The sequence below is a fragment of the Oerskovia turbata genome (assembly GCF_000718325.1).
GTDB classification, from domain to species: domain Bacteria; phylum Actinomycetota; class Actinomycetes; order Actinomycetales; family Cellulomonadaceae; genus Oerskovia; species Oerskovia turbata.
This window is the reverse complement of the sequence record NZ_JOFV01000017.1, coordinates 54,617-78,066: the sequence shown is the minus strand read 5'-3', so window position 1 is coordinate 78,066 and position 23,450 is coordinate 54,617. Positions and strand designations below refer to the sequence as shown.

The following is a 23,450-nucleotide window of genomic DNA, read 5'->3' as shown; positions in this document are numbered from 1 at the left end:
CATCCACGGGGAGAACAAGGTCGAGTCCCTGACGCTGCGCGACACGGTCACCGGCCAGGAGCGTTCGATCGAGGCGACCGGCCTGTTCGTCGCGATCGGGCACGACCCGCGCTCCGAGCTCGTCAAGGGTCAGATCGACCTCGACGACGAGGGCTACATCCACACCTACCGCCAGGCCATCACCGCGGCCGGCTCCGGCTGCTCCGCAGCCCTCGACGCCCAGCGCTACCTCACCGAGCTCGCCGACACGATCGAGGACGCCGAAGGGCTTCCCGAGATCGCCGGCACGCCCGACGCCCCCAACCCCGACGCGCTGCCCCGTGCACTGGAGGAGATCCGATGAGCAACACCGTCAAGGTCACCGACGACACCTTCAAGGCCGAGGTCCTCGAGTCGGACATCCCCGTCATCGTGGACTTCTGGGCCACGTGGTGCGGGCCCTGCCTCCAGATCGCCCCGATCCTCGAAGAGCTCGCCGGGGAGTACGCCGGAAAGGTCAAGATCGCCAAGCTCGACTCCGACGAGAACCCCGCGATCACCGCGGCGTACGGCGTGATCTCGATCCCGACGCTCAACTTCTACTCCGGTGGAGAGCTCGTGAAGTCGATCATCGGCGGGCGCCCCAAGCGCGTCCTCGCCGAGGAGATCGACGCGCTGATCGCCTGACGCGCTCGTCGTGCACGACGTCCTGAAGGGGCGGTCGGTCCGGTGGACCGACCGCCCCTTCGGCGTCCCCGGCCGGGTGCAGGCGTAGGCTCCTGCACCCGGGGCACAGCCCAGGTCGAGCAGGGCCCCTGCTTCGGTCCGCGTACCGGCCCCTTCACGGTTTCCCCTGATTCGTCGTGGGAGACTGGGGAGCGTGAGCACGACACCGACGCACCCCGCTCAGTCTGCCGCCTCGGGCGGCACCCGCCTCGACCCGTGGTTCGGCGCCTACGCCGAGCGCGCCCACGGCATGCGAGCGTCGGAGATTCGCGCCCTGTTCGCGGTCGCGAACCGCCCCGAGGTCGTCTCGCTCGCCGGAGGCATGCCCTACCTCGAAGGTCTCCCGCTCGACGTCATCGCCGACGCGATGCAGAAGCTCGTCGCGACGCGTGGCACGACCGCGCTGCAGTACGGCTCCGGGCAGGGCGACGAGTCGCTGCGCGAGAAGATCGTCGACGTCGTGCGCCTCGAGGGCATCGACTGCCATCCTGACGACGTCGTCGTGACGACCGGTTCCCAGCAGGCGCTCGACCTCGTGACCCGGATCTTCATCGACCCGGGTGACGTGATCGTGGCCGAGGCACCGAGCTACGTGGGGGCCCTCGGTGTCTTCCGCTCGTACCAGGCTGACATCGTCCACGTCCCCCTCGACGAGCACGGCCTGATCCCCGAGGCCCTCGAGGAGTCCCTGACCCGACTTGCCGCGGCTGGTCGGCGCGTCAAGCTCCTCTACACCGTGCCCAACTTCCACAATCCCGCAGGTGTGACGCTCTCGGTCGAACGACGTCCCCGCATCCTCGAGATCGCCCAGCGCTTCGGCGTGCTCGTGATCGAGGACAACCCGTACGGGCTCCTCGGCTTCGACGGCGACCCCTTGCCCGCCATGCGTTCGCTCGACGACCAGGGGGTCCTCTACCTGGGATCCTTCTCCAAGACGTTCGCCCCCGGCTACCGGGTGGGCTGGGTCGTCGCACCGCACGCGGTCCGCGAGAAGCTCGTGCTGGCCAGCGAGTCGGCGATCCTGTGCCCGTCGAACGCCTCGCAGCTCGCGATCGCGACGTACCTCGAGACCTGTGACTGGCAGGGCCAGATCAAGCAGTTCCGTGAGCTCTACCGGGAGCGGCGCGACGCCATGATCGGCGCGCTCTCGGAGCATCTTCCGTCGGCCTCGTGGAACGTGCCCAACGGCGGGTTCTACACGTGGGTCAAGCTACCGGACGGTCTCGACGCCCGCTCGATGCTCCCGCGCGCGGTCACCGCACGCGTCGCGTACGTCCCGGGGACAGCGTTCTACGCCGACGGGACGGGCGCGGACCACGTCCGCCTCTCCTACTGCTTCCCGACGCCGGAGCGCATCAGGGAGGGCGTCCGGCGGTTCGCCGGGGTCGTCTCCGCCGAGCGCGAGCTCGTAGACCTGTTCGGCACCTCCGGGGCCCAGGACGCCGACCTCACCGACGTCGAGAACCCTGGCCCCAATCTCGCGTGAGCACCACCCCTGCACCCGTGAGAAACCCGCTGAACGTCGAGAGGACCAAGACCGTGGGCACCGCTGCGGAATCACAGACCGTCACCGAGGACGACACCGACATCTCTTCGCCCGCTCCACAGAGCACCGACGGCACAGGCTCGACCGGTGCGGAACGACGCCCGGTCGAGCGCGTCGTGGTCCTCGCAGGAGGGCTGTCGCACGAGCGTGACGTCTCGCTCCGCTCGGGCCGGCGTGTCGCCGACGCCCTGCGCGGTGCCGGCATCGAGATCTCGATCCACGACGTCGACGCGTCACTCCTCCCCTACCTCGCACAGGAGAAGCCCGACGTCGTCTGGCCCCTCCTGCACGGTGCGAGCGGTGAGGACGGTTCGGTCCGGGACGTGCTGGAGCTGCTCTCGCTCGACTACGTGGGGACCGGACCGCGAGCGTCGCGAGCCGCGTGGAACAAGCCCATCGCGAAGAACGTCGTCCTCGGCGCCGGACTCGCCACCCCCGACTACGTCACGCTCCCCCAGAGCCTCTTCCGAGAGCTCGGCGCCCAGCCGGTGCTCGACGCAGTCGTCGACCGACTGGGCCTCCCCCTCGTGGTCAAGCCCACTCGTGGGGGTTCCGCACTGGGCGTCACGCTCGTCCGTCGCGCCGAGGACCTCCCTCGTGCGATGGTCGACTGCTTCTCGTACGGCGACATCGCTCTCATCGAGTGCGCCGTCGAGGGGACCGAGATCGCCGTGAGCGTCGTGGACGGGCCGGAAGGCCCGGAGGCGCTCCCTGCGGTCGAGATCGTGACCGACGGTACCTACGACTACGACGCACGCTACAACCCGGGCCGCACGAGCTACTACGCCCCTGCACGGCTCTCTCCCCACGTTGCAGCGCGAGTCTCGGACATGGCCGTTCGCGCTCACGTCGCGCTCGGCCTCCGAGACCTGTCGCGCTCGGACCTCATCGTCGACAGCGAGGGGAACCCCCACTTCCTCGAGGTCAACGTCGCGCCGGGGATGACCGAGACCTCGCTCTTCCCCCAGGCGGCACAGGCGGCGGGGCGCGACCTGGGTGACCTCTACCGCGCGATCGTGACGCAGAGCGTCGTGCGTCAGGGTGCCTCGCGCTGACCAAGCACGCATCTGCCGCACGACATCGGCCCCGATGAGCGCTTGCTCATCGGGGCCGATGTTTCACGTGAAACGCTCCGGTCGTGGTGCAACCGAGGCAGTCTGCCGAGTTGTCCTACGGGCGCAGAAGACCCGGGTCCTGCGGTGCCATCAGGTCGAGGATCCGGTTGAGATCCTCGACCGACGCGAACTCGACGGTCAGCCGCCCCTTGTTCTTTCCCAGGTCCACCTTGACGCGTGTCTCAAACCGGTCGGAGAGCCTGGAAGCCAGCTCGTCGATCGCCGCGCTGCGCTGGCCAGGCCTGGGCGCACGTTCGACCGGGCGCTTCGCATCCAGACCGCCGAGGGCGACGATCTCCTCGGTGGCACGCACCGACAACCCCTCCGAGACGATGCGCTGCGCTAGACGCTCGATCTCCGCACCATCCGTGAGTCCGAGCAGCGCCCGCGCGTGGCCGGCCGAGAGAACCCCGGCAGCAACGCGACGCTGAACCAGCGGAGGGAGACGGAGCAGACGCAGCATGTTCGAGATCTGCGAGCGGCTCCGAGAGATCCGAGCGCCCAGCTCCTCGTGCGTGCAGCCGAAATCGTCCAGGAGCTGACGGTAGGCCGCGGCCTCCTCCAACGGGTTCAGCGCGCTGCGGTGCAGGTTCTCGAGGAGAGCATCACGCAGCAGGTCGGCGTCGTCCGTCTCGCGAATGATGGCAGGGATGACGTCGAGGCCCGCAGCCTGGGTCGCCCTCCACCGTCGCTCACCCATGATGAGCTCGTAGCCCTCAGGGTTCTCCGGGTCACGACGCACGACGACCGGCTGCAGGACACCGATCTCCTTGATCGAGCCGACGAGCTCGTCAAGCTCTCCCTCGTCGAAGACCGTGCGAGGCTGCCGCGAGTTGGCCCGGATCAGCTCGACCGGAAGCTCAGCGAACGTGGCGCCGGGAACCGGAACCAGGTCCGTCGACGCTTGCTCGGAGTCAGGCGTCGCGATCTCCGTGGATCCCGTTTCACGTGAAACATCCACGACGACCTGATCGGCCGTCTCGCGACCCTCGGACGTGGCGTCCTCGGCGGGTGAGTCTCCGCCGTTGTTCGGCGCGTCATGGGCCGTGACTGCACGTTCAGCCACATCCTGCTCGTCGATCTCGAGAAGAGATGCAGGAGAGTCGGCCCCCGTACGCTCGATCGTCAGGACCGGTGCGCTGGCCCCGCTGACCCCCACTCCCCCAGGCTCAGGGTTGGCGTTCTGAGCGCCTTCAGCGGTGCGCGGGGCGGAGGGAAAGAAGACGTCGACCGGACGCTCACGCTCCGGACTGGTCGGAATCAAGGCTCCGAGACCACGGCCGAGCCCACGGCGCTTCTCACTCATCGTGCATCCTCCTGGTAGCTAGGCAGCACTGCCCATCGCTCGGCGAGGTAGTTCTGCCGCGAGACGTTGCGAGACGCTCCGTCGACGGACTGGACTGGCAAGGGTTCGGGGCGGCCCCTGTCGGCCACCTCACGGGCTGCCTCGAGATAGGCGAGCGCTCCCGTGGAGCTCGGATCATAGGTGATGACGCTCTGACCGTGGCTCGGGGCCTCTGAGATTCTCACGGAACGAGGTATCGACGTCTTGAGCGTCTGTTCGGGGAAGTGCTCACGAACCTCGGCCGCCACCTGCTGAGCGAGGTTGGTCCGCCCGTCATACATCGTGAGCAGAATCGTCGAGACGTGCAGACGCGGGTTCAGGTGAGCCTTGATGAGCTCGATCGTCTTCAAGAGCTGGCTCAGACCCTCGAGTGCGTAGTACTCGCACTGGATGGGAATCAACACCTCACGACCGACCACGAAGGCGTTGACGGTGAGAAGTCCGAGACTCGGTGGGCAGTCGACGAGGACGTAGTCGATCGGGTCGAGACCCTGGGCGATTCGCTCGGCCAGGAAGTCGTCGACTGCTTTCCGCAGGCGTGTTTCACGTGAAACCAGAGAGACGAGCTCGATCTCGGCACCCGACAGATCGATCGTCGCCGGAACGCACCACAGGGTCGGGAGATCGGGGCACTGCTGGACCGCGGACGACAGGGGCGCGCCGTCGACAAGCACCTCGTAGACCGATGGTGTCCCCGCGCGGTGCTCGACACCTAGTGCAGTCGACGCGTTGCCCTGCGGGTCGTTGTCGATCACCAGCACGTTGAGCCCGGCCTGGGCGAGACCCGCCGCGAGGTTGACGGTCGTCGTCGTCTTCCCGACGCCGCCCTTCTGGTTGGCGATGGTGATGATTCGTGTCGATGCCGGCCGAGGGAAGCGTCGACCCTGGAGATCGATCCGACGACGAGCGTCGATCGTCAGTTGCGCCGCAAGCGGAGTCTCCTCGTCCATGTCGGGGAGGCTCGCCATGAGTGCCTCTCGTCGACTCTCGTCGAAGTTCTCCGACAGGTAGCCGTCGGGTGTTTCACGTGAAACATCCGCCAGGTACGCCACCTCCGGGCTCTCGAACGGGATGTCCTGCTGCTGGTCGGAACTCTCCGTCACGCCCATCTCCCTTACTTGACCTACTCCAGCATGCGCCCCGCCACAGCCTCATCCGTGGACCGCCGAACGCGTGTCGTGACCGAGTCTCCCTGCCCGGGGCAGTTCATCTCATGTCACGTTGTGCCACCCTATGCGCACGGCACGGCGCCTCATCACGCGTGCCCTGCGGCCCACCACGGCTCGCTCTCCGACCCATCAGGGACGACGCTTGCCACGGAGCGCCTCCACCACGTCAGACGACGGCAGCCGTCCGGCGAATTCGGAGCACCGTCGTCGGCTCGACACCATCGACGCTGAGTGCTTCGAGGACTTCCGGCTCCTCCGTCTTGTACTTTCGCAGTACCTTGCGTGCCGGCTCGATCTCGTTGATCACATTGCGCCCCTTCAGGACGACCATCTCGCCGCCACGTTCGACGAGCGGAAGCGACATCCGAGCGAGCTTCTCGAGCGCAGCAACGGCACGCGAGGTCACAGCGTCGCACTGGAACGCGCCGTGATACTCCTCTGCGCGCCCGCGCTTGACCTCGACGTTCGAGAGCCGCAGCTCGTCGACCACCTCGGACAGCCACGCGCACCGACGCTCCATGGGTTCGATCAGGAGCACGGTGGAGTCGGGACGCATGGCGGCGATGACAATCCCCGGAAGACCCGCACCAGATCCGATGTCAGCGATCGTGCCCGTCTCAGGAAGGAACTGCACCACCGCTGCAGAATTGAGGATGTGCCGCTCCCAGATGCGGGATACCTCACGGGGACCGATCAGTCCGCGCAGTTCCCCCTGGTCGTGCAGCAGGTCGGCGAACCGAGCGACGAGTGGGTAGGCGTCGCCAAAGTACGCCCGCACCTCAGGAGAGTCGGCCAGTGTTTCACGTGAAACATGGCTCTCGACGGCATCGCTCATGTCGTTGGTCATCTACTCCTCTTTCACTGCCCGATCCCCACGGATTGCAGGGCCTGGTCGAACAGCCCGCGGTCTATGGTGTCACGTCTCGCACGTCCCGGGAGCGACGCCCAGAACTGCTCGGTGGCGCGACCGTGTTCACGGAGTGCCGAGCGGTACACAGGACGTTGAGCAGTGCCGCACCAGGATCCCTGGACACGGCCAGGTCACACAGTCGGCCACCGCATCTCGCCCTCACGGCCCACACCGACACGACCACGCGGATCGTCGTGCCCGTACCGCCAGAGCCCTCGCCGGGGACTGTTGGCAGTCGCCGCCTGCTCGGGTCGTGCCGGGATGAGATGGCACACTCCCCCGCGGCTCATTCCGCGCCCGAGATGCCGGCGTCACGGCAGGCAGGTGCGTGCTCAGTTGAACCGGACACGCCCGCGATGCAGCGTTCCGAACGCCGTGCCGTACACACGAAGCCGCCCGATGTTTCACGTGAAACATCGGGCGGCTTCGGAGGGATTCTGCGTCGTGCCGGATTCCTCAGGTAGTTCAGGACTCCTCGGACGGGCGGATCACGACGTAGCGCTCCGGGTCGGTCCCCCGCGAGTCGCTCGTGAGTCCAGCCGCTGCGACGACATCGTGAACGACCTTGCGTTCGAACGCGTTGAGGGGCTCCATCGAGAGCTCTGCGCCCGACTCGCGTACCGTCGCGATCGCTGTCGTCGCGAGCTCCGTGAGCTCGATCTTGCGCTGTGCCCGGAAGCCGGCGATGTCGAGCATGAGTCGACTCCGCTCCCCTGTCCGCGCCTGGACCGCGAGACGAGTGAGTTCCTGAAGCGCGTCGAGGACCTCACCCTCCTTGCCCACGAGGTGCCGGAGCGAGGAGGCTTCGTCGGCGACGATCTCCAGCGCAGCTCGACCGTGATCGATATCGATGTCGATGTCGCCGTCGAGGTCGGCGATGTCGAGGAACTCCTCGAGGTAGTCCGCTGCGACTTCGCCTTCTTCTTCGAGGCGCGTCATCTCGTCGGGGGCGTGGTCTTCGGCAGCGGGGGCGTCGGTCGACGACATTGCTGACTCCTTGGGGGTCATGAGAACCCCGGGGTCTCGAAGGAACCTCGGCGCTCTCGGATCAGGTCTGGGGCTACTTCTTCGGCTGCTTCGGCTTCGGGGAACCCTTGCCGGTCCCCTGGGCCGGACCGTCGGTCTCGTCGTCGACCGGGGCATCGTTCACCGGGGCGTCGTTGACCTCGGCGGACGGTGCCGTCGTTCCGTTGATGACGCGGGGCGCACCCGGCTTCTGACGGTCCTTGCGCTTGGGCTGCTGGCGCTGGCCACGGGGCTGCTCGATGACCGGAGCGGCTTCCTCGACGATTCCCTTGGCCGCGGCCTTGCGTGCCTTGCGCTCCTTCATCAGGCGCTCGGCTTCGGACCCCGGGGCAGGCATGCGCTTGATCGTGTAGAACTGCTGGCCCATGGACCAGAGGTTCGTCGTGGTCCAGTAGACGAGGACACCGACCGGGAAGTTCACGCCGGAGACCGCGAAGATGAAGGGGAAGACGTAGAGCATCATCTTCTGCGTCGACGCCATGGGGCCCTCGAGGGCCGACTTCGGCATGTTCTTCATGGTCAGCTGACGCTGCGTGAAGAACGTCGTGGCGCACATCGCGACGATCAGCGCACCGATGACGATCTTGGCCTGCATGTCATCGGTCTTGAGGAAGATGTCCGAGAGGTGCGCGCCGAACAGCGAAGAGCTCTCGATGTCGCTCGCGACGCTCGCATCGATCGGGCCGATGGCCTTGGCATCACCGTTCGAGATCGGCACCAGGCCGTTCAGTACCCGGAACAGGGCGAAGAAGATGGGCGACTGGAGCAGGATCGGCAGGCACGACGCGAAGGGGTTGGTCCCGTGCTTCTTGTAGAGCTCCATGGTCTCGCGGCTCATGGCCTCGCGGGACGCCGGGTCGGACTTTCCCTTGTACTTCTTCTGGATGGCCTGCATCTCCGGCTGCAGCATCTGCATGCCACGGGAGGCCTTGATCTGCTTGAAGAAGAGCGGGATCAGCAGGATGCGGATGATGATCACGAGCCCGACGATCGAGAACACCCAACCGAGCCCAGGGCCGTCACCCATGCCCAGGAACACGAGCCCCTGGTGGCACAGGTACATGATCCACGCCACGACCCACTCGATCGGCGCGAGGAACGCGAAGAAGTCCATCCGTACTACTCCCTAACCTTCAACAAACTGGGTCCTGCCGGCGTCGCCGGCAGGAGGACTAGTGCGAGTGCTTCCTCAGCGCCTCGGGGACGTCGTCGACGCCGCCTCTGCTCCAGGGGTTGCACCTCAGCAGGCGCCAGACGGCGAGCCGTACGCCTCGCACCACACCGTGCCGTCGTATCGCGACGAGCGCGTACTGCGAGCACGAGGGGTAGTACTTGCAGGTCGGCCCGGTCATCGGAGAGATGACGCTCTGGTAGGCCCTGATGAGGCCGACCAGCACGAGCAGCGGGATCCTCCGGGCGAACCGCCACGAACGTGTGGTCCAGCCCGGCGAGCTGATTCCTGCGTGATCGGCCTGGGTGGTCGCGCTCATGCCTGGGCCGATCGGCGGTCCCACTGGGCGACCGCACGCTTGATGCAGGACGCGAGGTCCTGATCGAGCCGGGCGAAGTCGCTGTCGGAGGACGCGGGAAGTGCCCTCACGACCACTCGGGTCCGTGGCGGCAACATGTCCAGGTACGCCGACGAGGCAGCGCGCAAGCGCCGCTTCACCGTGTTTCGGTGCACGGCGTTGCCCACAGCCTTGGATACGACAAAACCGACCTGTGGTGGCTCGTCACCCCCAGGGTCCTGGGAGAGATGAACCACCACGGTCGATCGTCCCGCGCGCACGCCACGTCGCACCGCCCGTTCAAAATCTACGGAACGGCGCAAGCGGTGCGCCGCGGGTAGCACCTGCTGTCAGGCAGAGAGCTCGGCGCGGCCCTTGCGACGACGGGCTGCCAGGATGGCGCGGCCGGCGCGGGTGCGCATACGCAGCCGGAAACCGTGGGTCTTCGCACGGCGCCGGTTGTTCGGCTGGAAAGTCCGCTTGCTCACGAGGTACTCCAAGAACGTCGGGGAGGTACACCGTCTATGTCCTCGACGATGCAGTGCTACAGCTGGAAGGGATGCAGTTCTGCACCCCAGCCGCCCGTGTACCCGCCACGATCAGTCCGTGGATTCGCCCCCGTGAGGGCGCGCGAAAGTACCTGGAACGGCTGTATGACGTTACGCCGCAGACCCCCCTCGGGTCAAACCCGGTCGACACCACGCCGAGCCTGTCATGATATGTCGCGCAGCGGTCGGTACGTCTACTCTGTTCCTGGTGCTGTCGGGCCACGGGCGAGCGGCAGGCGGAGCAGCAGGCCGAGCGACAGGCCATCCGTGATCGGATCGCAGGCACGCTGCTGACGGGTCGCGGACCTGCCTGCAAGGACTGTCCGGCAGGTAGCGGACGACCGGGGCGATCGAGGCGCTGCCGCTGCTCCCCACAGGTTGTGGAAAACTATGTGGATAACGGGTCCGCGTGGCACACTCCAGACTGATCCTGATCATCATGCAGCACCCCACGACGAAGGAATCATCTGGTGTCCAACCCCGACGAGAACATCACTGACGTCTGGGCTCAGACCATCGCCGTCCTCGAGGCAAGCCCCGACATGACGCCGCGCCAGATCGCCTTCATCAAGCTGGCCAAGCCGCTCGCGATCCTCGACGACACCGTGTTCATCGCCGTCCCGCACGAGCAGACCCGGACCTACCTCGAGACCCGGGTGCGCGACGAGCTCGTCTCCGCGATGTCGGGGGCCCTCGGCCGGGACGTCCGCTTCGGGATCACCGTCGACCCGGAGCTCGCTGCGGAACCGCCGTCTCCTGCTGCACTGACCGCCAGCGTGCCCGAGCCGGCCATGACGGTGCGGGTCGAGCCCGAGCACGACCGTGAGCGGATGCTCCCCGCGCCCGTCGCTCCCCGGCCGCACGCCGAACCGACGCGCCTCAACCCGAAGTACATCTTCGAGACGTTCGTCATCGGGTCCTCGAACCGCTTCGCCCACGCGGCCGCGGTCGCGGTCGCCGAAGCACCGGCCAAGGCGTACAACCCGCTCTTCATCTACGGGCAGTCCGGTCTGGGCAAGACCCACCTGCTGCACGCGATCGGTCACTACGCGCACAACCTGTACCCCAACGTGCGGGTGCGGTACGTGAACTCCGAGGAGTTCACCAACGACTTCATCAACTCGATCGGTGAGGGCAAGGCCGGCGCGTTCCAGCGCCGCTACCGCGACGTCGATGTCCTCCTCATCGACGACATCCAGTTCCTGCAGGGCAAGGAACAGACGATGGAGGAGTTCTTCCACACCTTCAACGCCCTGCACAACGCGAACAAGCAGCTCGTCATCACGTCGGACCTGCCCCCCAAGCAGCTCAACGGCTTCGAGGACCGCCTGCGCAGCAGGTTCGAGTGGGGCCTCATCACCGACGTCCAGCCCCCCGACCTCGAGACCCGCATCGCCATCCTTCGCAAGAAGGCTGCGAGCGAGCGTCTTGCCGTGCCGACGGACGTGCTGTCCTACATCGGTTCGAAGATCTCGACGAACATCCGTGAGCTCGAGGGCGCACTCATCCGCGTCACGGCTTTCGCGAACCTGAACCGGCAGCAGGTCGACCTCGCCCTCGCCGAGATCGTCCTCAAGGACCTCATCACCGACGACGACGCCTCGGAGATCACTCCCGCGAGCGTCATCGCGCAGACGGCGGCCTACTTCGGGCTGACCATCGAGGACCTGTGCGGGAGCTCGCGGTCACGCGTTCTCGTGACCGCACGCCAGATCGCCATGTATCTGTGCCGTGAGCTCACTGATCTGTCCCTGCCCAAGATCGGGCAGCAGTTCGGCGGACGTGACCACACGACGGTCATGCACGCGAACCGCAAGATCACCGAGCAGATGGCCGAGCGTCGCTCCACGTACAACCAGGTCACCGAGCTGACGAGCAGGATCAAGCAGCAGCACCGGGGCTGAGACCTGGTCGTGCCGCGAGCGGTCGCGCTCGCTGGATGGGGTCTCCCTCGCCCGGAGCCCCGGAGGGTCACCCCAGGCGAGGTGCGGAGGGGCTCCCCGGTCTGTCTCCCGCACCCTCGTTCCCCGGCCGCACCTGCCAGGCCCACCACGGCGGGCTGCCCCTCACCCGCCTCGTCGACGCGCTGTGGGCGCACCGCGGGCCAGGGCGGCGATGAGTTGACGGGCGTGGCGTTCTCGGTTCTTCCTCCATCGGAACATGACGGGCCGCCGAGTCCGCCCCGGTCCCGGACCACAGGAAGTGCGTTATGCACCTTAAGCGGCTTTCCTGTGGATGAGCTCCGTCACGCCGTCCCCCACTGTGCACAGAGGCCCGACGACGGCGCACGCCCCTGACACGTCGGCTCTCCACAGTCCTGTGGATGCACAGGCGGCCAACGCCCGTGTGTACAAGTGCCGGTGGATATCCACTTGTCCCCACAGTTGTCCACAAGGCCTGGGGGTATGTCCACCGGTCGCCGCGACCTGTCCCCAGATCGGCAGGTCTGCGTCCCCAACGCCCTGTGTACAGGGCACTCTGTGCTGTGTACAGATCGCTCGGCCGCGACCATCCCCCACAACCTTGTGCACCGGCCTGTGGATAACTGTGGACGACGGGGCACATCGTGTGGACAGACGAGTGCCGGTCGGTGGACGGTGATCTGTGGACAACTCGTCGTCAACAGTGCCTGCGATTTACCCACAGCCCCGTACCCACTTCGTCCACACGCAGAATCGACCCCTGACCTGCACGGAGACCCGTTTTCCACACTTTGCACAGCACCGATGACTACGACGAACGATCTCTCAGCAGGAAAAATCCACACGCCTTCATCTGGTCCCGAGCCGTTCGAGCTGCCTCAACTCGCGGCTGTGACCGCCATCACAGCGCGCCCTGGAGCCGGGCAGGAGCGAGGGACCGTCCCCCACGATCCACAGAGCGTGCCAGAGGTACCGGGCAGTGCCCGGTCTCGCGTAGGGTTCATGCGGGCACGACGACCCGTACAGGTCTCGTCCTCCCCGACGGCGAGGAGGACGACGCGAGGAACCGCGACGTGTGGTCTTCATTCACCAGCGAACTCACCCCTGTGTACCGCGCGGTCGAGTGCCTGACATGTGAAGATCGATCCATGGACGAGAGGGTGTGGGATGAAGTTCCGGGTTGAGCGTGATGTCCTGGCCGACGCAGTGACCTGGACGGCCCGTACGTTGCCGACGCGGCCGCCGGCTCCCGTTCTCGCAGGGGTGCGCATCGAGGCAGACGCCGTCGGGACCATCGGGCTGTCGAGCTTCGACTACGAGGTCTCCGCGCGCTCCGAGATCCCTGCCGAGGTCGTCGAGCCCGGCACCGTCCTCGTGTCCGGCCGCCTTCTCGCGGAGATCTCGCGCGCGCTGCCTGCCAAGCCCGTGGACTTCGCGGTCGAGGGCAACAAGGTCATCGTCACGTGCGGCGCGAGCCGCTTCACGCTGCTGACCATGCCTGTGGAGGACTACCCCGCGCTGCCCGCGATGCCTGAGCTGTCGGGCACGGTCTCGGGGGACGAGCTGACGCACGCGGTCGCCCAGGTGACCGTGGCTGCGAGCCGCGACGACACGCTGCCCCTGCTGACGGGCGTGCGCATGGAGATCGACGGCGAGCGCATCACGCTGCTCGCGACGGACCGCTACCGGCTCGCCCTGCGCGAGCTCACGTGGACCCCGTCCTCGCCCGACTTCTCCGCCGTCGCTCTCGTCCGGGCCCGGACCCTCAACGACGTCGCGAAGTCCCTGGGCAGCTCGGGCCTGGTCAACGTGGGGCTCACGGCGGGCTCCGGCGTCGACCTCATCGGCTTCGAGGCGGGCGGCCGCCACACGACGTCGCAGCTCGTCGACGGCGACTACCCCGCGGTCCGTCGTCTGTTCCCCGACGAGACCCCGATCCACGCGGTCATGGCGACGGCTCCGCTCATCGACGCGGCCAAGCGTGTCTCGCTCGTCGCGGAGCGCAACACCCCGATCCGCCTGTCGTTCACGGACGGGCAGGTCGTGCTCGACGCCGGCCAGGGGGACGACGCGCAGGCGTCCGAGGCGCTCGAAGCGGTCCTGGTGGGCGAGGAGATCTCGGTCGCCTTCAACCCGCAGTTCCTGCTCGACGGCCTGGGGGCGCTGGGGACGGACTTCGTCCGCCTGAGCTTCACGCACCCCAACAAGCCGGTCGAGTTCACCGGTCAGGAGTCGTTGGACGGCGAGGACTCGTCGCACTACCGCTATCTGCTGGTCCCCATCCGCTTCGCGAGCTGAGCTCGGCCGGTCGCGCACGGAACGAGCTCAACGGTACGGAGGCACACGATGGTCACGCACATCGGTCTGGTCGGACTCGGCAAGATGGGCGCGAACATGCGCGCGCGCCTGCGTGCCGGGGGGATCGAGGTCACGGGGTTCGACCAGAACCCGGAGGTCTCGGACGTCGCGTCGCTCGCAGAGCTGGTCGCTGCTCTGCCCGCAGGACAGCGGTTCGTGTGGGTCATGGTCCCGTCCGGGGCGATCACCCGTGGGGTCGTGACGGAGCTCGCCGGTCTGCTGACGGCGGGTGACGTCGTCATCGAGGGCGGGAACTCCCACTTCTCGGACGACGCCGAGCACGCCGCGCAGCTCGCACCCCTGGGGATCGGCTACCTGGACGTCGGCGTCTCGGGCGGCATCTGGGGCCTCGAGAACGGTTACGGCCTCATGGTGGGTGGTGACGCGGCGCTCGTCGAGGCCGCGATGCCGGTCTTCGACGCACTGCGTCCCGAGGGGCCGCGCGAGGAGGGCTTCGTGCACGCCGGGGCCGTGGGGGCAGGGCACTACGCGAAGATGGTGCACAACGGCATCGAGTACGGCCTGATGCAGGCCTACGCCGAGGGCTACGAGCTGCTCGAGGCCAAGGACATCGTCACGGACGTCCCGGGCACGCTCAAGGCCTGGACCCGCGGGACGGTCGTCCGGTCGTGGCTCCTGGACCTGCTGGTCAAGGCGCTCGAGGAGGACCCGGAGCTGGGCGAGATCAGCGACTGGGTCGAGGACTCGGGCGAGGGCCGCTGGACCGTGGACGAGGCGATCGACAGCGCCGTGCCGCTTCCCGTGATCTCGGCCGCGCTCTTCGCGCGCTTCGCGTCGCGACAGGGTGCGTCGCCGGCGATGAAGGCCGTCGCCGCGCTGCGGCAGCAGTTCGGCGGGCACGCCGTGAAGCCTGCCGGCGGTTCCTGAGGCGGACATGCTCCCTGCCCGACGACGTCGCTCGCCCGGTAGGTCGTCGCACCGGGGAGGCCGCACACTGGTAGGCGTCGTCCGGCGCCCTTCTCCACAGTCGTCCCGGTGCTGTGGACAGTGCGACCTGGCACGACCGACCACCACGACCTGTTCGACCCGACGCCGTAGGACCTGATGTACATCTCCCACCTCTCGCTCGCGGACTTCCGCTCGTACACGTCGGTCGACGTCGAGCTCGAGCCCGGCGTGAACGCCTTCGTCGGACCGAACGGTCAGGGAAAGACGAACCTCGTCGAGGCGATCGGTTACGTCGCGACCCTGGGCAGCCACCGGGTGCCGTCGGACGCGGCCCTGGTGCGTGCGGGGGCCTCGCGAGCCGTGGTCCGGGCGCGTATCGTCCGGGGCGACCGGGCGAGCACGGTCGAGATCGAGATCGCGGCGGGCAAGGCCAACCGCGCGCGGATCAACCGTGCGCCGGCCGGCAAGCCCCGCGACGTCCTGGGGATCGCACGGACCGTGCTGTTCGCCCCGGAGGACCTGGCGCTGGTCAAGGGCGACCCGGACGGTCGGCGTCGTTTTCTCGACCAGCTCGCGGTGCTCCTAATGCCGCGCTTCGCGGGGGTCCTCGCGGACTACGACAGGGTCCTGCGTCAGCGCAGCGCGCTCCTCAAGTCGGCCGGTGGCGCGATGCGCGCCTCGCGCTCGTCGACCCCGGACCTGCGCACGCTCGACGTGTGGGACGCCAAGCTCGCGGCGACGGGCGCCGAGATCGTCGCGCTGCGTCTTCAGCTCGTCGCCGCCCTCCAGCCCTACGCGGCGGCGGCGTACGAGCAGGTGAGCTCGGGCCAGGGCGAGGCGCACATCGCCTACCGCTCCTCGGTGGCGGCTGCGCTCGAGGACGGGCGCGACGCCGTCGGGCAGGGGGGCGGGCCGCAGACCGTCGAGGCGCTCGAGACGCAGCTCCTCGAAGCCATGGCCTCCTTGCGCAGCAAGGAGATCGAGCGTGGCGTGTGCCTCGTGGGGCCGCACCGGGACGACCTCGTCCTGACCCTCGGCGGGCTGCCCGCCAAGGGGTACGCGAGCCACGGCGAGTCGTGGTCGTTCGCGCTCGCGCTGCGTCTCGCGTCGTACCGGCTCCTCACGGACGGGGCGCCCGAGACGGCCGGCTCGCTCCTGTGGTCGCCGGACTGGGGGCCCGACGGCGAGCCCGTCCTCCTGCTCGACGACGTGTTCGCCGAGCTGGACGTGCGCCGCCGCGACCGGCTCGCGGACCTCGTCGCGGGAGCCAACCAGGTCATCATCACGGCGGCCGTGCCGGAGGACGTGCCGCAGCAGCTCTCGGGTCTGCGGCTCGACGTGCTCGACGGCCGGGTGACCAGACGTGCGTGATCCCGGTCCTGACGAGGGCGGGACGGCCCACGAGGAGGACGAGCCTGCCCGGCCCGCGGGGCTGCCGGTCGGTGAGGTCGTGGACCTGACGCCCCCCGCCCAGGTCGCGCGCGAGGCTCTCAACCGTGCCCGTGCGGCAGCGCGTGCCAAGGGCATCCGTCCGGGGCAGCCGTCGCGTCGTGTCCTGGCGGATCCTCCGCCGTCCACAGGGGCGCGTCCTGGCGGTCGGGACCCGCAGACCTTCGGTGCGGTCGTGCAGCGGCTCCTGCACGAGCGCGGGTGGGTCCAGGACGTGTCGGTCGGCGGGGTGATCGGGCGGTGGCGTGAGGTCGTGGGCGACCAGGTCGCCGACCACTGCGAGCCCGAGACGTTCGAGGACAAGGTGCTCGTGGTGCGCGCGGACTCGACGGCGTGGGCGACCCAGGTACGCCTGCTGACGCCCCGGCTGCTCGAGCGCCTCGCGCAGGAGGTCGGCGAGGGCGTCGTCGAGACCGTGACCGTGCTGGGCCCGACCGGACCCAGCTTCCGGCGTGGACCGAAGTCCGTGCGGGGACGCGGGCCGCGCGACACCTTCGGCTGATCCCGCGCCCGATTCGTACTGTTATGCCCGTCCGGGCAGAGGGCTGGCCACGATCGCTGGCGCGCAGATCCACCACCCTGTGGAGAACCTTGTGGAGAACTTGCCCGGAGGGGCTCAGAATCCGCTGTTTCGGCCACCTCCCAGGTAGAATGGAGAGGTCATTCCGGGTACCTCCGCGAGCACCGTCTGGTGCACTGCGCGAGCCGGAACCGATGAGCCGTGCAGCGATCCTCCCCAGCGGGTGAACCTGTCGCGTGCATGATGACGAGGAGCGCTTCCGCCCGTGGCAGACCACACAGACAACGTCCCATCCAGCCTGCCTCCGGAGAGTGGTGAAGGACCGGGCAAGGACCGGGATCCCTCTGGCGGCACGTACGACGCGAGCAACATCACCGTCCTCGAAGGGCTCGAGGCCGTGCGCAAGCGGCCCGGCATGTACATCGGGTCGACCGGCGAGCGCGGACTCCACCACCTCGTGTACGAGGTTGTGGACAACTCTGTGGACGAAGCCCTCGCAGGGTACGCCGACACCATCGACGTGACACTTCTGGCTGACGGAGGTGTACGTGTCGCGGACAACGGCCGCGGCATCCCCGTCGCGATCCACCCGACCGAGGGGAAGCCCACCGTCGAGGTCGTCATGACGATCCTCCACGCGGGCGGGAAGTTCGGCGGCGGCGGGTACGCGGTCTCGGGCGGCCTGCACGGTGTGGGCATCTCGGTGGTGAACGCGCTGTCGTGCAAGGTCCAGACGGTGGTCAAGCGCGACGGCTACACCTGGAGCCAGAACTTCAAGGACGGCGGCAAGACCGACGGTCCTCTCGTCCAGGGCGAGCCCACCACGGAGACCGGCACGACCCAGACGTTCTGGGCCGACCCGGAGATCTTCGAGACGACCGAGTTCGACTTCGAGACGCTGCGCTCGCGCTTCCAGCAGATGGCCTTCCTCAACAAGGGCCTGCGCATCACCCTGACGGACGAGCGCCGCCAGTTCCTCGACACCGACGACGAGGTCACGGGGCAGGTCACGGACCCCGCCGAGGACCTCGTGGCGGCACCTGAGTCCGAGGGCGAGTTCAAGCCCCGCGTCGTGTCGTACAAGTACGACGGCGGCCTCGTGGACTACGTCAAGCACCTCAACGCGGCCAAGAAGGTCGAGCTGATCCACGACGAGATCATCGACTTCGAGTCCGAGGACAAGGAGAAGCGCATCTCGGTCGAGATCGCGCTCCAGTGGACCGGCTCGTACTCGGAGTCCGTGCACACCTACGCGAACACGATCGCGACGACCGAGGGCGGCACGCACGAGGAGGGGTTCCGTGCGGCGATGACCTCGCTGGTCAACGAGTACGCGCGGGCCAAGACCATCATCAAGGAGAAGGACGACAACCTCACGGGCGACGACATCCGCGAGGGCCTCACCGCCGTCCTGTCGATCAAGCTCGGCGAGCCGCAGTTCGAGGGCCAGACGAAGACGAAGCTCGGCAACACCGAGGCCAAGTCGTTCGTGCAGCGCGTCGTCCGCGCGCAGCTCACGGACTGGTTCGACTCGCACCCGACCGAGGCGCGCGACATCATCCGCAAGGCGATCCAGGCCTCGCAGGCGCGGCTCGCGGCCCGCAAGGCGCGCGAGGCGACCCGTCGCAAGGGCCTGCTCGAGTCCGGCGGCATGCCGGGCAAGCTCAAGGACTGCCAGTCGAACCGTCCGGAGGAGTGCGAGGTCTTCATCGTCGAGGGCGACTCGGCAGGTGGCTCGGCGGTCCGTGGCCGCAACCCGCACAACCAGGCGATCCTCCCGCTGCGCGGGAAGATCCTCAACGTCGAGCGTGCGCGCCTCGACCGGGCGCTGGGCAACAACGAGGTCCAGGCCCTGATCACCGCCTTCGGCACGGGCATCGGCGAGGACTTCGACATCGCCAAGCTGAGGTATCACAAGATCGTCCTGATGGCCGACGCCGACGTCGACGGCCAGCACATCTGCACGCTGCTGCTGACGCTGCTCTTCCGCTACATGCGACCGCTCATCGAGCACGGCCACGTGTACCTCGCGCAGCCGCCGCTGTACCGCCTCAAGTGGTCGAACGCGCCGCACGACTACGTGTACTCCGACCGGGAGCGCGACGCGTTCCTGCTCGCGGGCCAGGCAGAGGGCAAGCGCATCCCCAAGGAGAACGGGATCCAGCGCTACAAGGGTCTCGGCGAGATGGACTACTCGGAGCTGTGGGACACGACCATGGACCCTGAGCACCGCACGCTCAACCAGGTCACGCTCGACGACGCCGCAGCCGCGGACGAGATCTTCTCGGTCCTCATGGGCGAGGACGTGGAGTCGCGACGCAACTTCATCCAGCGCAACGCCAAGGACGTGAGGTTCCTGGACATCTAGACGGCGTGGTCGGGTGCCGCGAGCGGCCGGGTGGAAGACCCGGCCGCTCGCGGCAGCCAGGACCAGGCCCGTCAGGCACCGACCAGGCGCGCAGCCGTCGCAGCGGCGCACCGCGGTCCCCGTGCCACGACTCAGCTTCACCACCCAGCAGGACCACGACAGGACGAGGTAGACGACGGTGACGGACGAGACTCCCGAGCAGGACGAGAACCAGGGAACCCTCCCCGGGGACGGGACCGAGGCAGCGCTGGGAGCAGACGGCACGGTCGCCGTGCACCACGGCCGGATCGCACAGGTGGACCTGCAGCTCGAGATGCAGCGCTCGTACCTCGACTACGCGATGAGCGTCATCGTGGGGCGTGCGCTCCCGGACGTGCGCGACGGGCTCAAGCCCGTGCACCGCCGCGTGCTCTACGCGATGTACGACGGCGGGTACCGTCCCGACCGCGCGTTCTCCAAGTGCAGCCGTGTCGTCGGCGACGTCATGGGCAAGTTCCACCCGCACGGCGACACAGCCATCTACGACGCGCTCGTGCGTCTCGTGCAGGACTGGTCGCTGCGCTACCCCCTGGTCGCGGGGCAGGGGAACTTCGGCTCCCCCGGCAACGACCCCGCGGCGGCCCCGCGGTACACCGAGTGCCGCATGGCCCCGCTCGCCATGGAGATGGTGCGGGACATCGACAAGGAGACCGTCGACTTCCAGGACAACTACGACGGCCGCACCCAGGAGCCCGTCGTCCTGCCCGCGCGCTTCCCGAACCTCCTGGTCAACGGGTCGGCCGGCATCGCGGTCGGCATGGCGACGAACATCCCGCCGCACAACCTCCGTGAGGTCGCCGAGGGCGTGAAGTGGCACCTGGCGCACCCCGAGGCCTCCAAGGAGGAGCTGCTCGAGGTCCTGCTCACCAAGATCAAGGGTCCGGACTTCCCCACGGGCGCCACGATCCTGGGCCACAAGGGCATCGAGGAGGCCTACCGCACCGGTCGTGGGTCCATCACGATGCGCGCGGTCGTCAACGTCGAGGAGATCCAGAACCGGATCTGCCTCGTCGTCACCGAGCTCCCTTACCAGGTCAACCCGGACAACCTGGCGCTGCGCATCGCCGACCTGGTCAAGGACGGCAAGGTGCAGGGCATCGCGGACATCCGCGACGAGACGTCGGGCCGTACGGGCCAGCGGCTGGTCATCGTGCTCAAGCGTGACGCGGTCGCCAAGGTCGTCCTGAACAACCTGTACAAGCACACCTCGCTCCAGGAGAACTTCGGCGCGAACATGCTCGCGCTCGTCGACGGCGTGCCCCGCACGCTGAGCATCGACGCGTTCGTGCGGCACTGGACGACGCACCAGATGGACGTCGTCGTGCGGCGTGCGCGCTTCGAGCTGCGGGCCAAGGAGGAGCGGGCCCACATCGTGCGCGGCTACCTCAAGGCGCTCGACGCGCTCGACGAGGTCATCGCGCTCATCCGCGCCTCGGCCACGGTCGAGGACGCGCGCGAGGGTCTCATGGCGCTGCTCGAGGTCGACGAGATCCAGGCCCGCGCGATCCTGACGCTGCAGCTGCGCGCGCTCGCCGCGATGGAGCGCCAGAAGCTCATCGACGAGTACGCCGAGCTCGAGGCCGCGATCACGGACCTCAACGACGTCCTGGCCCGTCCCGAGCGTCAGCGTCAGATCGTCGGCGACGAGCTCGAGGAGATCGTCTCGCGCTACGGCGACGAGCGCCGGACCACGATCCTCCCCTACGACGGCGACGTGTCGATCGAGGACCTCATCGCGGAGGAGGAGGTCGTCGTCACGATCACGCGCGGTGGCTACGCCAAGCGCACGCGCAGCGACAACTACCGCCAGCAGAAGCGTGGCGGCAAGGGCGTGCGCGGCACGCAGCTGCGCGAGGACGACATCGTCGACCACTTCTTCGTGACCACGACGCACCACTGGCTCCTGTTCTTCACGAACCTGGGCAGGGTGTACCGGGCCAAGGCGTACGAGCTGCCCGAGGGCGGCCGCGACGCCAAGGGGCAGCACGTCGCCAACCTGCTCGCGTTCCAGCCCGGTGAGAAGATCGCGCAGGTGCTCGACCTGCGCGACTACGACGCCGCGGAGTACCTGGTCCTCGCGACGCGCCGCGGTCTGGTCAAGAAGACCCGTCTGTCGGAGTACAACTCCCCGCGCTCGGGCGGGCTCATCGCGATCAACCTGCGCGAGGACGAGGACGGCACCACGGACGAGCTGGTCTCGGCCCGTCTCGTGGACGCCACGGACGACCTGATCCTGGTCTCGCGCAAGGGGCAGTCGATCCGCTTCACGGCCGACGACGACGCGATGCGACCGCTGGGCCGCTCGACCTCGGGCGTGACCGGCATGAAGTTCCGGGAGGAGGACGACCTCCTCGCCATGGACGTGGTCCGTGACGACGCCTTCCTGTTCACGGTCACCGAGGGCGGCATCGCCAAGCGGACGCAGCTCACCGAGGACAACTACCGCGTCCAGGGCCGCAACGGCTTCGGCATCAAGGTGGCTAACCTCCCCGAGCGCAACGGCGACCTGGTCGGGGCGCTCGTGGTGGACGCCGACGACGAGGTGCTGGTCATCATGGAGCGCGGCAAGATCGTGCGGTCCTCGGTCGACGAGGTGAAGCCGACGGGCCGCACGTCGCAGGGCGTCATCTTCGCCAAGCCGGACAAGAACGACAAGATCATCGCGGTTGCCCGTAATGTCGAGCGTCGACTGGGGGAGGATCGGGATACCGTGGACGAGGACGCGTCCGAGCAGGGGCAGTCCGACGTCGCCTCTCCCGCCAGCACCACCGGGCAGGAGGCTTCGTCGGAAGCGGCCCCCGGAGCCACCGAGGATGGTAGATGAGCAGCGAGAAGAAGTCCCCGCCGACGATCGTGCCGAAGGCGGTGCAGCCACGTCCTGACGAGGTGACGAGCACCGCGACCCGCCCACCGGCGAGCGACGGCACCGCACGGACCGCAGGGGGCGGGACGACCAACGGTGCGCAGCCCGGGGCGAGCGCCCCGGTACCGCCGCCTCCTCCGGCGACCGGAGCGATGCCGTCGGGCGCGGTGCCTGCGGGCGAGCAGCCCGTCCCGCCGCCACCGGCCGCGAGCGGTCCGTCCGCCCGGTCCGGCGCGCTGAAGGCGGCCGCGGCGGCCATGGCGACCGCCAAGGCCGCCGCCAAGAAGCTGGCCGAGCCCTCACCGGCGCCCGTGCCCGCGACGCAGAGCGAGAAGTCCTCCGACGAGATCGACGACCGAACGGTGCCACGCGTGAACACGACCCCGACGAGCGCAGGCGCGCCCCCTGCGGGCGGTACCCAGGAGGTGCCCGCCATGCACTACACCGCGGCGGGCTTCAGCGGGTCGGCGAGCCCGGTCACGGGTGCGACGCCGGCGGCCGCGGCGCCGGCCGGGCAGGCTCCGCGACCGGCGCAGCCGACGACCGGCGCGACGCCCGCGGCGCGACCGGCCGACGGTCCTCGTCGGGTGCGGCTCGCGATCTCGCGCGTCGACCCCTGGTCGGTCATGAAGCTGTCGTTCCTGCTCGCCGTGGCGATCGGGATCATGACGGTCGTGGCGACGGCGGTCCTGTGGACCGTGCTCGACGGCATGGGCGTCTTCACCGAGACCGACGCGCTGATCCGCAGCATCGTCGGTCAGGAGTCCACGGTCGACGTGCTCCAGTTCGTGGAGTTCAACCGGGTGGTCGCGTTGTCGACCCTGATCGCGATCGTGAACATGGTGCTCATCACAGCGCTGTCCACGATCATGGCGTTCATCTACAACATCGTCGCGGCCATGGTGGGCGGAATCCACCTCACGCTGACGGACGACTAGGACAAAACGCACCATACCGGGACGTCGTCCGGGGGCCCTGGGCCCGTTTCGGAGGACGTCGGACGATGTCCCGGTTTGGGTGCACCCCGAGAAGTGCGGTAGTCTCAAGCGCTGCCGCAGCACAGCAAGGGCCTATAGCTCAGACGGTTAGAGCGCTTCCCTGATAAGGAAGAGGTCAGAGGTTCAAGTCCTCTTAGGCCCACTGCAGGAAA

The 23,450-nt window shown here is 68.2% G+C and carries 19 protein-coding genes, 1 tRNA gene and 1 pseudogene; 13 read left to right on the top strand and 8 right to left on the bottom strand.

Annotated features, from left to right (window positions below):
• The 4 genes and pseudogenes from IE95_RS20700 to IE95_RS0116005 all read left to right on the top strand — a co-directional run.
• Positions 1 to 343, top strand: a pseudogene (locus IE95_RS20700) (thioredoxin-disulfide reductase); the annotation flags it as partial.
• The gene (gene trxA, locus IE95_RS0116015; RefSeq protein WP_030152622.1) at positions 340 to 666 is read left to right on the top strand and encodes a thioredoxin; all 327 of its coding nucleotides are present in this window, start codon (positions 340 to 342) and stop codon (positions 664 to 666) included. The pseudogene IE95_RS20700 and the gene trxA, both read left to right, overlap by 4 nt.
• A gap of 193 nt (positions 667 to 859) precedes the next feature.
• A complete protein-coding gene (locus IE95_RS0116010; protein WP_036572315.1) occupies positions 860 to 2,191 on the top strand; it encodes an aminotransferase-like domain-containing protein in 1,332 nt (443 codons plus the stop codon).
• 176 nt (positions 2,192 to 2,367) lie between these two features.
• Positions 2,368 to 3,306 (top strand): D-alanine--D-alanine ligase family protein, encoded by a 939-nt coding sequence (locus tag IE95_RS0116005; protein ID WP_030152620.1) that lies wholly within the window; start codon positions 2,368 to 2,370, stop codon positions 3,304 to 3,306.
• Positions 3,307 to 3,421: 115 nt separating this feature from the next.
• On the opposite strand, the gene IE95_RS0116000 is transcribed toward IE95_RS0116005, so the two are convergent.
• The 8 genes from IE95_RS0116000 to rpmH all read right to left on the bottom strand — a co-directional run bounded on the left by IE95_RS0116000 (position 3,422) and on the right by rpmH (position 9,812).
• Positions 3,422 to 4,672 (bottom strand): ParB/RepB/Spo0J family partition protein, encoded by a 1,251-nt coding sequence (locus tag IE95_RS0116000; RefSeq protein WP_030152619.1) that lies wholly within the window; start codon positions 4,670 to 4,672, stop codon positions 3,422 to 3,424.
• Complete coding sequence (locus IE95_RS0115995) at positions 4,669 to 5,820, bottom strand: ParA family protein (RefSeq protein WP_084690353.1); 1,152 nt, start codon at positions 5,818 to 5,820, stop codon at positions 4,669 to 4,671. The genes IE95_RS0116000 and IE95_RS0115995 overlap by 4 nt, the downstream gene beginning before the upstream one ends.
• Positions 5,821 to 6,046: 226 nt before the next feature.
• A complete protein-coding gene (gene rsmG / locus IE95_RS0115990) occupies positions 6,047 to 6,727 on the bottom strand; it encodes a 16S rRNA (guanine(527)-N(7))-methyltransferase RsmG (RefSeq protein WP_240666435.1) in 681 nt (226 codons plus the stop codon).
• Between the two features lie 528 nt (positions 6,728 to 7,255).
• On the bottom strand, positions 7,256 to 7,777 hold the full coding sequence (locus IE95_RS0115985; RefSeq protein ID WP_036572312.1) for a Jag family protein: 522 nt from the start codon (positions 7,775 to 7,777) through the stop codon (positions 7,256 to 7,258).
• A gap of 73 nt (positions 7,778 to 7,850) precedes the next feature.
• Positions 7,851 to 8,930: a membrane protein insertase YidC gene (gene yidC, locus IE95_RS0115980; RefSeq protein WP_030152615.1), complete on the bottom strand. Its 1,080-nt coding sequence runs from the start codon at positions 8,928 to 8,930 to the stop codon at positions 7,851 to 7,853.
• A gap of 58 nt (positions 8,931 to 8,988) precedes the next feature.
• The gene (gene yidD / locus IE95_RS19165) at positions 8,989 to 9,306 is read right to left on the bottom strand and encodes a membrane protein insertion efficiency factor YidD (protein ID WP_030152614.1); all 318 of its coding nucleotides are present in this window, start codon (positions 9,304 to 9,306) and stop codon (positions 8,989 to 8,991) included.
• Positions 9,303 to 9,668, bottom strand: a complete 366-nt coding sequence (gene rnpA / locus IE95_RS0115970) for a ribonuclease P protein component (RefSeq protein WP_030152613.1) — start codon at positions 9,666 to 9,668, stop codon at positions 9,303 to 9,305. Before rnpA ends, yidD begins: the two co-directional genes overlap by 4 nt.
• A 6-nt stretch (positions 9,669 to 9,674) precedes the next feature.
• On the bottom strand, positions 9,675 to 9,812 hold the full coding sequence (gene rpmH, locus IE95_RS20220) for a 50S ribosomal protein L34 (RefSeq protein ID WP_010849920.1): 138 nt from the start codon (positions 9,810 to 9,812) through the stop codon (positions 9,675 to 9,677).
• A gap of 530 nt (positions 9,813 to 10,342) precedes the next feature.
• On the opposite strand from rpmH, the gene dnaA reads away from it, so the two are divergent.
• The 9 genes from dnaA to IE95_RS0115925 all read left to right on the top strand — a co-directional run bounded on the left by dnaA (position 10,343) and on the right by IE95_RS0115925 (position 23,440).
• Positions 10,343 to 11,776 carry a chromosomal replication initiator protein DnaA gene (gene dnaA / locus IE95_RS0115965; protein ID WP_030152612.1) on the top strand — a complete coding sequence of 478 codons (1,434 nt, stop codon included), beginning with the start codon at positions 10,343 to 10,345 and terminating at the stop codon, positions 11,774 to 11,776.
• Positions 11,777 to 12,961: 1,185 nt separating this feature from the next.
• Positions 12,962 to 14,092: a DNA polymerase III subunit beta gene (gene dnaN / locus IE95_RS0115960; RefSeq protein WP_030152611.1), complete on the top strand. Its 1,131-nt coding sequence runs from the start codon at positions 12,962 to 12,964 to the stop codon at positions 14,090 to 14,092.
• Between the two features lie 48 nt (positions 14,093 to 14,140).
• Positions 14,141 to 15,040, top strand: coding sequence for a phosphogluconate dehydrogenase (NAD(+)-dependent, decarboxylating) (gene gnd, locus IE95_RS0115955; protein WP_030152610.1), 900 nt, complete (start codon positions 14,141 to 14,143; stop codon positions 15,038 to 15,040).
• Positions 15,041 to 15,217: 177 nt separating this feature from the next.
• Entirely contained in the window at positions 15,218 to 16,432 is a 1,215-nt protein-coding gene (recF, locus tag IE95_RS0115950; protein WP_030152609.1) for a DNA replication/repair protein RecF, read from the top strand.
• On the top strand, positions 16,425 to 17,012 hold the full coding sequence (locus IE95_RS0115945) for a DciA family protein (protein ID WP_240666441.1): 588 nt from the start codon (positions 16,425 to 16,427) through the stop codon (positions 17,010 to 17,012). Before recF ends, IE95_RS0115945 begins: the two co-directional genes overlap by 8 nt.
• A 316-nt stretch (positions 17,013 to 17,328) precedes the next feature.
• Positions 17,329 to 19,398 carry a DNA topoisomerase (ATP-hydrolyzing) subunit B gene (gene gyrB / locus IE95_RS0115940; protein WP_206053370.1) on the top strand — a complete coding sequence of 690 codons (2,070 nt, stop codon included), beginning with the start codon at positions 17,329 to 17,331 and terminating at the stop codon, positions 19,396 to 19,398.
• 178 nt (positions 19,399 to 19,576) lie between these two features.
• Complete coding sequence (gyrA, locus tag IE95_RS0115935) at positions 19,577 to 22,261, top strand: DNA gyrase subunit A (RefSeq protein ID WP_084690352.1); 2,685 nt, start codon at positions 19,577 to 19,579, stop codon at positions 22,259 to 22,261.
• Positions 22,258 to 23,238, top strand: a complete 981-nt coding sequence (locus tag IE95_RS20915) for a DUF3566 domain-containing protein (RefSeq protein WP_030152605.1) — start codon at positions 22,258 to 22,260, stop codon at positions 23,236 to 23,238. Before gyrA ends, IE95_RS20915 begins: the two co-directional genes overlap by 4 nt.
• A 128-nt stretch (positions 23,239 to 23,366) precedes the next feature.
• A tRNA-Ile gene (locus IE95_RS0115925) sits at positions 23,367 to 23,440 on the top strand.
• The last annotated feature ends 10 nt before the right edge of the window (positions 23,441 to 23,450 follow it).

Coding starts and splice junctions, on each gene's coding strand:
- trxA (WP_030152622.1), top strand. CDS start 340: ATGAGCAACACCGTCAAGGTCACCGACGACACCTTCAAGGCCGAGGTC.
- IE95_RS0116000 (WP_030152619.1), bottom strand. CDS start 4,672: ATGAGTGAGAAGCGCCGTGGGCTCGGCCGTGGTCTCGGAGCCTTGATT.
- IE95_RS0115995 (WP_084690353.1), bottom strand. CDS start 5,820: ATGGGCGTGACGGAGAGTTCCGACCAGCAGCAGGACATCCCGTTCGAG.
- rsmG (WP_240666435.1), bottom strand. CDS start 6,727: ATGACCAACGACATGAGCGATGCCGTCGAGAGCCATGTTTCACGTGAA.
- IE95_RS0115985 (WP_036572312.1), bottom strand. CDS start 7,777: ATGTCGTCGACCGACGCCCCCGCTGCCGAAGACCACGCCCCCGACGAG.
- yidC (WP_030152615.1), bottom strand. CDS start 8,930: ATGGACTTCTTCGCGTTCCTCGCGCCGATCGAGTGGGTCGTGGCGTGG.
- yidD (WP_030152614.1), bottom strand. CDS start 9,306: ATGAGCGCGACCACCCAGGCCGATCACGCAGGAATCAGCTCGCCGGGC.
- dnaN (WP_030152611.1), top strand. CDS start 12,962: ATGAAGTTCCGGGTTGAGCGTGATGTCCTGGCCGACGCAGTGACCTGG.
- gnd (WP_030152610.1), top strand. CDS start 14,141: ATGGTCACGCACATCGGTCTGGTCGGACTCGGCAAGATGGGCGCGAAC.
- recF (WP_030152609.1), top strand. CDS start 15,218: ATGTACATCTCCCACCTCTCGCTCGCGGACTTCCGCTCGTACACGTCG.
- IE95_RS20915 (WP_030152605.1), top strand. CDS start 22,258: ATGAGCAGCGAGAAGAAGTCCCCGCCGACGATCGTGCCGAAGGCGGTG.